7 protein-coding genes are annotated in these 11,683 nt (G+C 63.8%); 1 reads left to right on the top strand and 6 read right to left on the bottom strand.

What is annotated here, in order from left to right:
• The 6 genes from B2994_RS06205 to purF form a co-directional block, all read right to left on the bottom strand.
• On the bottom strand, positions 1-1,097 hold a 1,097-nt coding region (locus B2994_RS06205; protein WP_291527502.1), incomplete at its 3' end, for an ABC transporter transmembrane domain-containing protein.
• Between the two features lie 8 nt (positions 1,098-1,105).
• Complete coding sequence (locus tag B2994_RS06200; RefSeq protein WP_291527501.1) at positions 1,106-3,022, bottom strand: ATP-binding cassette domain-containing protein; 1,917 nt, start codon at positions 3,020-3,022, stop codon at positions 1,106-1,108.
• Positions 3,023-3,096: 74 nt separating this feature from the next.
• Positions 3,097-5,793: a family 78 glycoside hydrolase catalytic domain gene (locus B2994_RS06195; protein ID WP_291527500.1), complete on the bottom strand. Its 2,697-nt coding sequence runs from the start codon at positions 5,791-5,793 to the stop codon at positions 3,097-3,099.
• Between the two features lie 100 nt (positions 5,794-5,893).
• Positions 5,894-7,168 carry a phosphoribosylamine--glycine ligase gene (gene purD / locus B2994_RS06190; protein WP_291527499.1) on the bottom strand — a complete coding sequence of 425 codons (1,275 nt, stop codon included), beginning with the start codon at positions 7,166-7,168 and terminating at the stop codon, positions 5,894-5,896.
• A gap of 65 nt (positions 7,169-7,233) precedes the next feature.
• Positions 7,234-8,274: a phosphoribosylformylglycinamidine cyclo-ligase gene (gene purM, locus B2994_RS06185; RefSeq protein WP_291527498.1), complete on the bottom strand. Its 1,041-nt coding sequence runs from the start codon at positions 8,272-8,274 to the stop codon at positions 7,234-7,236.
• 19 nt (positions 8,275-8,293) lie between these two features.
• Positions 8,294-9,829, bottom strand: a complete 1,536-nt coding sequence (purF, locus tag B2994_RS06180; protein WP_291527497.1) for an amidophosphoribosyltransferase — start codon at positions 9,827-9,829, stop codon at positions 8,294-8,296.
• A 173-nt stretch (positions 9,830-10,002) separates the two neighbouring features.
• On the opposite strand from purF, the gene B2994_RS06175 reads away from it, so the two are divergent.
• Positions 10,003-11,652 (top strand): type VI secretion protein ImpB, encoded by a 1,650-nt coding sequence (locus B2994_RS06175; RefSeq protein WP_291527496.1) that lies wholly within the window; start codon positions 10,003-10,005, stop codon positions 11,650-11,652.
• The last annotated feature ends 31 nt before the right edge of the window (positions 11,653-11,683 follow it).

Below are 11,683 nucleotides of genomic sequence, written 5' to 3'. Positions count from 1 at the left end.
GCGCCGTTCTCCCCCTGCACGCCGATGATGTCCCCGGGGCGGATCGTGAGGTTCACATCGCGCAGCGCCTGTGGGCCGGAGGGATAGCGGAAGGTCACTTCGGATGCGGTGATGCCGGTGAACTCGGCGAGCATGGCGCCGCTGTCGCCTTCATGCTCGCGGACGGCCGGCTCCTCGTCCATCAAGGCGAAGACGCGTCGCGCGGCGGCAAAGGTCGGCTGGATGCCCGAACCCAGACGGGACACCGCGATCACCGGCGGGAACGAGACGATGAACGCGCCCAGCGCGCCCAGCGTCATGCCCGGATCCGTCATGCCGCCGAGTTCGATTTGCCACCACACGAGCAGTGTGAAGATGGCGATGCATACCAACGTGACGATGTCGGTGGTCAGCGAGTTGGCGCCGGTCACGCGCCGGGTTTCGCGTCGCGCCGCGGTCGTCGCATCGGTGTCGGCCTTGAGACGCGCCTGGGTGTTGCGGCTCGCGTCCAGCGCAATGAGTTCGCGTCGTCCATCCAGCGATTCCAGAAGATCCGTATGCAGCCGGCCCTGGCGCTCGCGCTCCTCAAACGCGGTTTGCCCGATCGCCTTGGCGAATATCACCGGCAACGCGACGCCCACCAGCGCATACGAGACGATGGCGGCCAATCCCAGCCATGGATTGATGATGGCGAGCACCACACTGTTGACGATGGAGCAGATCGCCGCAATGGCGATGGGGGAGAGCGTGTGGGCGTAGAACAGTTCAAGCAGCTCGATGTCTTCGGTGAGCACGGTGACCAGATTGCCGCGGCCTCGCTCCTTGAGCTTGGCCGGGGCAAGCCGGCGCATCTTGTCGAACACCGCGGTGCGAATGTCGCGAAGCAGACGGAACGCGAGCTCGTGGTTGTTGAGCTGCTCACCATAGGCGCACGGCCCGGACAGCAGACCGCAGGCAATGGCAGCCGCGATCATCGCCCAATTGGGCGCGCCCCGGAACCAGCCGACCACGCCGATAACGCCGGACAACACCGCGAACACCGCCAGCAGATAGCCGAGGGAGCCGCAGACAATGGCTTTGATCTCAACGCCGATCAGCGGTTTGATCTGTCGGAACATGCGGGCGATCATTGCGCCACCTCCGAATCGTCAGGTGTTGCGGCGACGAAGCTGTCGCCGCGGTCGTCATTGGTGTCGTCGCCGGACGTGGCGTCCGTGCGCTCCAGGCGCTCCTGCTCCTGCCATTCGGCGGCGAACAGGCCATCGCCGTTGATCAGCGTGTAGAAGTCGCCTTGTTCGGCGATCACTCCACGGTCAAGCACGATGATGTCGTCGGCGTTGCGGATGCCCGCCAGACGGTGGGTGATGGTGATGACCAGCGCGTTCTGCGCCAAACGGGTGATCAGATTGGACAGCGTCTCGTCATGGTCGCGGTCGACCGCGCTGGTCGCCTCGTCGAAAATGTAGATCGGAGTGTGGCGCAACAGGGCGCGGGCGATGATCAGCCGCTGCTTCTGGCCGCCGGAGAAGTTGCCGCCATTGGGCTCCACCTGGGTTTTGTACCCGGTGCGGTCGGAGATCTCCCTGTCGAGATCCACGCCGCGCAGCACGGCGTCGAAGTCGTGGTTGCTGAATCCCCTGGCCGCCGGGTCGAGGTTGTAGCGCAGCGAACCGGAGAAGAGGTGGTCGGTGCCGCGCACCACGGTTTCGATGTCGATGAGCTGCTGCTGGCGTATGTCGCGCAGCTCCACGCCGCCGATTTTCAAACTGCCCTCGTAGTCGCGCCGCTCTCCGGTGAACAGGCTCGCCAGAGTGGATTTGCCGGATCCGGAGGGGCCGCAAATCGCCACATGGCCCATCACCGGCAGATTGAGATCGATGTCGCGCAGTGCCTTGAAGCCGTTGGCATAGGTGAAGCTCAGCCCCTTGGCGACAATGCCGTCGTTGATGCGGAGCGGCTGTGCGTCCGGAGTCGTCTGAGTCGTCTGAGCAGTTTGAGCCGAGTTCGTGTCGGCGGCGTTGCTGGATGGCGAGGCTGCCGCGTTGTTCCTACCGTGTCCGATGGCTGCGGTGATGGCCCTGCCCTGTTTGATGGCGACCGCCGCCTGATGCGACAGATACACCAGCTGGCGCTCCGGGGCGAACAGCCTGACGCCGGCCACGATGACGATGACGGCCACCATCATCGAATTAGCCGAGTCGCCGCCTGTGATGATGGCAAGCACCGTCGCCAGTATCACGGCGAGATAAATCACCAGATCGGAGGCGATCAGGGATCGCAGCTGCCCGGCGAGCACATCCATCGTGATGCGGCGGAACCCTTCGGAATCCTTATGGAGGTTTTTCGCGGTGCGATGGTCGGCGTTGAAGATCTTCAGCGTGCCGAGGCCGCGCAGCGCCTCTTCGAAATGCAGGCCCACGTGCTCGTATTCCTTGAGCTGCTTCATCTGCACGGCCATGTCCTTTGCGCGCGAGGCGTTGGCGGCCACGGGCAGCGCCACCATGCCGAGGATCAGCGCCAGCCCGGCGGCCCAGTTCAGCGGCATGACCGTGATGGCGGTGACCAGCAGCACGCCCATCACCTGAATGAAATTGGGAATATAGCCGGTGAAATAGTTGATGATGGCCTTGGTTCCCTCAACCGACAGCAATGCCAGCGATTGGTTGGCGAGCGGCTTGTTTTCGTCGTCCCGCTGGATTCGCGCCGCATTGTTGCGCTCGGGGCGGAACATGCCCAGATACATGGCGTCGGCCAATTGGTCGCTCAGTTTGCCCGCCACGGCGATGGAGATCAAGTTGGAGGCCCATCTGGCCGCCAACTCGACGACGATCAGCACCACCATGGTGATCAGCGCCGCCGTGGTGTCGCCCGCAATGGGCAGGGTCCATGGGGGAACGGACAGGCCCAGCAGATTGCCCGCAGTCAGGCAGACGACTATCACCATCGTCACTTCGCATAGGGACGCAAGCGCCGAAAGCACACCCAGCCATACGGATTTGCGGAAATCGGCGCCTGGTAATCCCAAAAGGATTTTGGAAATCATGAACGTATACCCGCCTACATGAGATGCTGCAAATAAAACTCCAGCAGCAAGCTTAACAAGGGGCGGGGGATAGCTCAACCCTTGTTTTCGGGGAGGAGAGACGTCTGCGAAGACCCGTCACAGACGATGTGCCGCGGTCCCTGAACGGTGACTGCCGTGCCGTTGATCCGCACGGTGGCGCGGGTCATGGCGGGTACGTCGAGTTCGAGCTCCGTGGTGCCGGCCTCGCCTAATCGCGCGTCGGCGCGTATCTCGCCGTAGGGGCATGGCAGGGTGGCGGAGGCGTGCCGGACGCCGTCAAGTTGCGGTCGGACCTCAAAACAGCGATATCCCGGTTCGATGGGGCGAATCCCGAGCATGCCCTGAGGCAGGAGGTATGCGGGGGACGACGCCCAGGGATGCGAGTAGGTGGTATTGCCCTTGATCGACACGTCCCAGCCTTCCGACGTGCCGCCCGCGCCGGCGCGGAGCATGTTCCACCAGCTGCGGGGATGGCTGTGCGAGGCGATGAGCTTGGTGGCCAGCGAGCCGAAACCATGCCGGTACAGCCCCTCAAGCAGGATGGCCGCCGCGTATACCGAGCAGGCCATGCCCTTGGCCCCGAGGAATCTGGCGAGACGGGGGAGACGCTTCCGCGGCACGTCGGCAAAGGCCAGGACGAATGCCGAGGCGTGTTCGGAGGCGTGGTTGATGAGTGTGCCGTCCGGGCCGGAATCGATGCCGTCGAGATAGGCGCCCTGAAAGTCGTCGAACAGCCTGTCGTTGATCGCCTGGCGCATACGCGTGGCGACGCCAGCATACCGGGCCGCGTCGTCGGCGCGCCCCAGGGCCTTGGCCAGATCGGCCATATCCGCGTATGCCTGGGAGGCCAGTGCGTTGATCACGGTGTTCACGCGACCGAAGGTGAATCCATCGCGTTCCGCCGGCGGCCAGTCGACCAGGTCGCCGTCGGTCGCCGAGGAATCGCCCGGGTCCTTGACGATGAAGCCGGAACGGTCGTCAAGATGGCGATCGGGGAGCAGTCCGGCGAGCCGATCATATTCGCGGCGGGCCTGGGCGAGTGAGCCGGTGGCCATCCACGCGTCGTGCACCGCGAGAATCAGGTACAACGGCCATTCGGTGGGCCATGTGCGATTGGCGATGAGATAGTCGATGGAATATGCCCCCACGCTTGGCGCGTCGTCGAGCGCAAGATGGGACCGCCATTGCAGCCAGGCGTCCGCCTCATAGGCTGCACGCTCGCGGGTCCAGGAATCGGCGTAGATCGGTCCGCTGAACGCCTCGATGGTGTTGCGGCACAGTTCCCATACGCGGTTGAGCGTGGTGTCGCTGGACTGGAACGAACCGGTCTGCTTGTCGAAAGGGTAGACGATGGCGGAGGCCGCGACGGTTTCGGGGTGGTCGGCGATGGCCTGCACGGCGGCTTGGGAGGCGTCGTCGTCGGCGCCGATGAGCTCGACGTAGCGGAAGACCTTGAGTCCCCAGGTTTCGACGGCGGGGGCGTCGGGGGTGATATGCCACGTCTCCTCATAGGTGTTGAAGGCGCTGAGCCGGTATTTGACCGACCCGTCCGGATTCAGCACTTCACCGTAGCGGATGCGAATATCCGCATCCGAGTCGAGCGGCGATGCGAGCGTCAGACGGATGCCTCCCATCCATGCGCGACCGAAGTCGATGATCACGTGGCCGTTGGGGGTGCGGCTGACCGATGCGGGCTTGTTGTAGACGACGGTTACTTTGTCGGCGGGATTGGGCTCCAACCGGGCGAACGGCGGCTGCTCTTCGGCCGGCGCCCATGCCGAGTCGTTGAATGACGGCTGCGCGAAGCCGAAGGGATAGTGCCGGGTCTGGAGATCCTCGGCGGGCGACTCGCAGTATTGGGTGCCGGTGGACAGTGAATCCGGATAGGCGGCGTTGCCCACGATGGCCTTCCAATCGTGATTGGTGCCGATATGCAGTGTACGGCCGGAGGTCAGGGTGATGTCGAGCCGGGCGAGGAAGCGGCGGTCCTCCAGCGTCCAGGCCAGTGCGCCGATGGCATTGGCCCGGCCTGGCTTGAGCAGGTTCGTGACGTCGAATCCGTCGGTGCGAGCCTCGTCATGCGTGGGGAAGGTGGGTCCAAGTCCGACGAACTTGCCATTGACCCATGCACGGTAGACGAATTGCCGTCCGGGTTTGACGCTTGCCGCGGTGACATGCAGTGTGGCCCACAGGACCGGCTCGTCGGGCAGTGTGAATTCGTGGCGCATGAACGCCCAGCCGAGCCCGTTGTGCCTGGTTTGCCTGATGGTCGGACGCTGGAAGAACTCGTCGCCGGCGTCGCTGTCGGATTCCCGCAGGCCCGAGAACGCGGGGACTGTGCCCGCATTGGGGTCGCCCTGTTCGCCTTTGTTGGCTGCGGCGGTGGCCGGGCTCGCCCAGATGGGTGTGATCCGCTCGTCCTGCAGCTTCGATGGTGCCGTGCCGAAGGTGACGGGCGCAGAATGCGTTGTGATCCCGTCGGGGAACGTCGTTTCGATGACCAGCCAGTGGCGGGATGCGGGTGTGGTCGCAATGCCGGGGAGGACGGCCTCATTGCCGTTGCCGATGGGATCGGATCGCCAGAGTGTCGTGCCGCCATGCGGGCGGTCGAGGAGCAGCACGCGGTGTGCCGTGGCGTTCGGCACGGGCCACCATCGTACGGTGATGGCCTCTCCGGATGGCAGATCGACTGGCTCGACTCGTTCGTTGATGCGGATATGGGACACGAGGTCGCCCGGATGCTTGCGCACGGCAGTCTCCTTCGATCTGTTGCGTTCAATCCCAATCATTGTACCGTGCGCCGCCTATGACAGGGCCCCTTCCGCGGAAGGGGCCCTGTCGCGATGCCGGTCAGTTCTTCAAGGCTTTGTTTCCGATGTCGTGACGGTAGAACATGCCTTCGGTTTCGATGCCGTCAAGCATGCCGTAGACCTTGTGTTGGGCGTCCCGGATGGAGTCCGAGGTGGTCTGCACGAGCAGGACGCGGCCGGAACTGGCGATAAGTTCGCCGGAATCGGGATCGGATTCGACGCCGGCATAATAGACGTGGGAGTCGTCGTCGGTGAGGATAGCGGGTACGTGAGCGCCCTTGATGACATTGGTCGGATATCCGTTGGATGCGAGCACGACGCCGAGGGTGGCGCCTTTGTCGGTCCAGGTGAATTCGGGGGCCTGTCCGTTGAGGATCGCGGTGATGCCGAGGTTCAGGTCGGAGGTGAGTCGCGGCAGCACGACTTCGGTTTCCGGATCGCCGAAGCGGGCGTTGAATTCGATGACCTTCGGGCCGTCGGCGGTGGCGATCAGGCCGGCGTAGAGGATGCCGATGAACGGCACGCCTTCGTCGACCATGGCCTTGCACATGGGACGGACGATGGTCTCGATGGCGGTGTCGACGACGTCCTGGCCGATTTGCGGCACGGGAGAGTAGGCGCCCATGCCGCCGGTGTTCGGGCCCTCGTCGTTGTCGTAGGCGCGCTTGTGATCCTGGGAGATGGGCATTGGCCAGAATTCCTCACCGTTGACGAAGCTCATCAGCGAGAATTCCTGACCTTCGAGGAAATCCTCGATGACGACTTTGGCGCCGGCGGCTCCGAAGCGGTGGTTGATGAAAATCTCGTCGAGGGCCTGCAGGGCGGTGTCGATGTCCATGGCGACGGTCACGCCTTTGCCGGCGGCGAGCCCGTCGGCCTTGATGACGATCGGGGCGCCGTGTTCCCTGACATAGGCGGCCGCCGGTTCGAGCTCATCGAAGGTTCGGTAGGCTGCGGTGGGGATCGAGTACTTCTCCATGATGCGCTTGGCGAAGTCCTTGGAGCCCTCGATCTGGGCGGCGGCCCTGTCGGGACCGAACGCCTTGATGCCGGCCTCCTCGAAATCGTCGACGATGCCTTCCATCAGCGGTACTTCGGGGCCGACGAACACCCAGTCGATGCCGTTGTCCTTCACATAGTCGATCAGCGCCGCATGATTGGACTGGCTCAGCGCCGAGGTCGTGATGCCGTCGCGTTCCATGCCGGGATTGCCGGGAATGACGGTGACCCCGTCGACCGAGGGGGCTTTGAGCAGCGTATAGGCGATGGTGTGCTCGCGTGCGCCAGAACCAATGACCAAAACCTTGGAACCCATGTGTTTTTCCTTTTTCTTAAGCCGTTAAGTCTTGCCGGTGAACGAGTCCGCTTGCGCGCTTGCGCCTACTTGTGCAGCTGCACGCGGGTGCCGTCCACGTCCTTGACGATCCGCCCCACGCGGTAGTGGGGTTCGTTTTCCGTGTCGAGGATGCGTTCGACCTCTTCGGCCTTGGCCGGATCGACGACCAACACCAGTCCGATGCCCATATTGAAGATGTTGTACATTTCGAGTTCCGGCACATTGCCGTACCGCTGCAGCAGGCGGAAGATCGGCGGCACCGGCCAGGAGGTGATGTCGAAGGACGCGGCCAGGCCCTTGGGGATGATGCGCGGCACCTTTTCGACGAACGCGCCGCCGGTGATGTGCGAGATGCCGTTGATCAGATCGTCTTCGGCGAACAGGGGCTTGAGCGGCCTGGCATAGATGCGGGTGGGCTTGAGGATCTCCTCGCCCAGGGTTTCACCGCCGAGTTCCTCGGGCTTGGAATCGATGGCGAAGTCGTTGTCCTTGAACAGGATCTTGCGCACCAGCGAATAGCCGTTGGAGTGGATGCCGGAGGAGGGCAGGCCGATGAGCACGTCGCCTTCGGCGATCTTGGTGCCGTCGATGATCTTGGACTTTTCGACGACGCCGACGGTGAAACCGGCCAGATCGTATTCGTCCGGGGCGTACATGTCGGGCATCTCGGCGGTTTCGCCGCCCACCAGCGCGGCGCCGGCGTCCACGCAGCCGTCGGCGACGCCCTTGACGACTTGCTCGAGCAGCACGGGGTCGTTCTTGCCGCAGGCGATGTAGTCGAGGAAGAACAGCGGCTCGGCGCCCTGGGCGAGAATGTCGTTGACGCACATGGCCACGCAGTCCTGGCCGATGGTGTCGTGCTTGTTCGCCATCTTGGCGACCATCAGCTTGGTGCCGACGCCATCGGTGCCGGAGACCAGCACCGGCTCCCTGTATCCGAGCGTGGACAGGTCGAACAGTCCGCCGAAGCCTCCGATGCCGCCTGCCCCGGGGCGTGCGGTGCGGGCCACGTGGCTTTTGATGCGGTTGACGACTTCGTACCCTGCTTCGACGCTGACTCCGGCGTTCTCATAGGCTGTGGGCATTGATGGTCCTTTCTTGGTGTTACTTGTCTTCCGGGTTCCATTCGCCGGGCTTGAGACCCTGCTGGCACGAGTATTCGTTGCCGGTGTAGCGGCTCTTGTCGAGCGCGAATCGTGGCAGGCGCACGCGGTCCTCCGGAGTGAGGGATTTCAGGAAATCCTCCTCGTAGTCGTCGAGGGCGGTGGGGTAGTCGCCGTTGAAGTAGGCGACGCACAGTCCGCCGTAGGGGGCGTCCGCGTTGAGTCCGATGGATTCCACCAGTCCCTCAAGGGACAGGAATGCCAGGGAGTCGGCGCCGATGTACTCGCGGATCTCCTCGACGGACTTCTTCGCCGCGATGAGCTCCTTGGTGGTGGAGATGTCGATGCCGTAGAAGCAGGGGTACTTCAGTGGCGGGGAGCTGATGCGCATATGCACTTCGGCGGCGCCGGCCTCCTTGAGCAGCTGCACGATGCGCTTGGATGTGGTGCCGCGCACGATCGAATCGTCGATGACGATGACCCGCTTGCCCTTGACCACGCCGCGCACGGCGGAAAGCTTCATGCGCACGCCCTGCTCGCGCAACTCCTGCGTGGGCTGGATGAAGGTGCGTGCCACGTACTGGTTCTTGATCAGGCCCATTTCGTTGGGCAGCCCGGCCGCCTCGGCGTATCCGGAGGCCGCGGACAGTGAGGAGTTCGGCACGCCGATGACCATGTCGGCGTCGGCGGGAGCCTCCCTGGCGAGGCGTGCGCCCATGCGCTTGCGGGCGGAATGCACGTTCACGCCGTAGATGTCGGAGTCCGGGCGGGCGAAGTAGATGTACTCCATCGAGCAGATGGCCAGCTGGGTTTTGTTGGTGTACTGCACGATTTTGTAGCCGTGGTCGGAAACCACGATGATCTCGCCGGGGCGGATGTTGCGCACCAGTTCGGCGCCCACAACGTCCAGCGCGCAGGTTTCGGAGGCGAGGACGTATGCGCCGTTCTTCATCCTGCCGAGCGACAGCGGCCGGAATCCGTTGGGGTCGAGCGCCCCGATCATCGCATCCTGGGTCATGAGCAGGTAGGCGAAGCCGCCGTGCACGGTGTTGAGCGCCTCCTTGAGCTTGTCCATGAAGGTGGGCTTGGAGGAGCGGCGGATCAGGTGCATCAGGACTTCGGTGTCCGAATTGGAGTGGAAGATGGCGCCCTCGTCCTCAAGTTTGCGGCGCAGCGACTTGCAGTTGGTGAGGTTGCCGTTGTGGCCGAGCGCCACATCCCCGTCGTGGAACCGGAAGATGAAGGGTTGGATGTTGTCGGTGGTTCCGGAGCCCGCGGTCGCGTAGCGCACATGGCCGATGGCCTTGTCTCCCTTGAGGCGTTCGATCTCGCGTTCGTCGCCGAACACCTGTGTGAGCAGCCCCAGGCCCCGGTGCCCGATGAGATGCCCGTGATCGTTGGAGACGATGCCTGCTCCTTCCTGGCCGCGGTGCTGCAATGCATGGAGGCCGAAATAGGTGAGTCGCGCAGCGTCGGGGTGTCCCCAGACGCCGAAGATGCCGCATTCCTCGTGGATGTCTTCCAGTTCAGCAGACAAGCCAAAGCTCCTTTACGCGCATGGGAATTAACTATCAGTTCACCTTACCAGCCGCCAAATACAGCGTGCCGCCGTGGGGCGGGACCGCGACATGACTTCGAACAGATGTTCGAGCATATTGGTATGGTGATGTCATTGCCGGATTTTCGATCGGACGTCAGGAGGTGATGGCGATGGGCGAACCGCAGCATGATGATCGACGGGCCGGTCGAGGCCACACGTATATCGCCATCGATCTGAAGTCGTTCTACGCTTCGGTGGAATGCGTGGCGCGCGGGCTGGATCCGCTGACCACCAATCTGGTGGTGGCGGATGTGGAACGCACCGAGAAGACCATTTGTCTGGCGGTGTCCCCCTCGCTGAAGGCATATGGCATTGGCGGCAGGGCGAGACTGTTCGAAGTCGTGGAACGGATGAAGCAGGTCAATGAGAGTCGCCGTCTGGCCGCCCCCGGACGCCGGCTGGTCGGCGCATCCTGCGACAGCCGCGATTTGCTGGCCCGGCCGCGGTTGGAATCCACGTATATCGCCGCCAAGCCGAGAATGTCGCACTATCTGGCAGTGAGCGCCCGGATCTATGGCATCTATCTGCAGTATGCCGCGGCCGACGACATCCACGTCTACTCCATCGACGAGGTGTTCATCGACGCCACTCGATATCTCAACGCATGGCGGGGAAGCGCCCACGCCATGGCTTGCGCGATCGTGCAGGACATCATGAGGCAGACCGGCATCACGGCCACGGCCGGCATCGGCACCAATCTGTACCTGTGCAAGGTGGCCATGGACATTGTGGCCAAGCACATTCCCGCCGACGACGACGGCGTGCGCATCGCCGAACTTGACGAGGCGTCATATCGTCGTCTGCTGTGGGGACACCGTCCGCTGACGGATTTCTGGCGGGTCGGACGCGGCTATGCGAGAAAGCTCGAGTCCCGGGGGCTGACGACCATGGGCGACATCGCCCGCTGCTCCATCGGACGGGCCTCCGACTATTACAACGAGGACCTGCTGTATCGCATGTTCGGCGTGAACGCCGAGCTGCTCATCGACCACGCATGGGGATGGGAGCCGTGCACCATCGCCGACATCAAAGCGTACAAGCCGGCGGGTCGCAGCATGAGTTCCGGCCAGGTGCTCACCGGTGCGGTCGACGCCGGGACCGCGCGTCTGATCGTCCGCGAAATGGCCGATACGCTGTCGCTCGATTTGGCGGGCAGGGGCTTGAGGGCCGGGCGCGTGGGATTGATGGTCGGCTACGACGCGGCCAGCCTTGACCCGAAGCGATTGGAGGATTGCGCGACGCCGCTGCTGCACGCGCTCGCGGACAACGCGGCCGCGCATTACGACGGTCCGGTTTCCTCGGACAGATACGGCCGACGCGTGCCCAAACCCGCCAATGGCTCGATCGCATTGCCGGAACCCACGTCGTCGACCAGTCGCATCTGCGACGCCGTGGACGATTTGTTCGGCAGAATCGTCGATCGGCGTCTGCTGGTGAGGCGGCTGAACGTAGTCGCGGATGATTTGCGAACGATAGGGCAAGATGGCGGTGGGCGGCCGGTCGCCGCGGGATACACGCAGCCGGATTTGTTCGCGGCCGCGGATGACGATGCCGCTGCCCGTGACGCCATTGGTGTCGCCGGACGTTCCCGGACCGGGGCGGGCGGCAAGGTCGGCGAGGAAACGGAAGGGCATATGCAGCAGGCGTTGATCGACATCAAGCGCAAATTCGGGAAGAACGCCGTGATCAAAGGCATGGATCTGTTCGACGGCGCCACCGGACGCCAGCGCAACCAGCAGATCGGAGGCCATGCCGCGTAAGCCATGGCAGGAGGTGAATGGCGTCGGCGGC

The organism is Bifidobacterium sp. UBA744, from assembly GCA_002298605.1.
GTDB lineage: Bacteria > Actinomycetota > Actinomycetes > Actinomycetales > Bifidobacteriaceae > Bifidobacterium.
This window is presented reverse-complemented; position numbering and strand designations above follow the sequence as displayed.

Excerpts from the sequence above, each read along its gene's own strand:
- purM (WP_291527498.1), bottom strand. The coding sequence starts at position 8,274 with ATGCCCACAGCCTATGAGAACGCCGGAGTCAGCGTCGAAGCAGGGTAC.
- B2994_RS06200 (WP_291527501.1), bottom strand. The coding sequence starts at position 3,022 with ATGATTTCCAAAATCCTTTTGGGATTACCAGGCGCCGATTTCCGCAAA.
- B2994_RS06175 (WP_291527496.1), top strand. The coding sequence starts at position 10,003 with ATGGGCGAACCGCAGCATGATGATCGACGGGCCGGTCGAGGCCACACG.
- purD (WP_291527499.1), bottom strand. The coding sequence starts at position 7,168 with ATGGGTTCCAAGGTTTTGGTCATTGGTTCTGGCGCACGCGAGCACACC.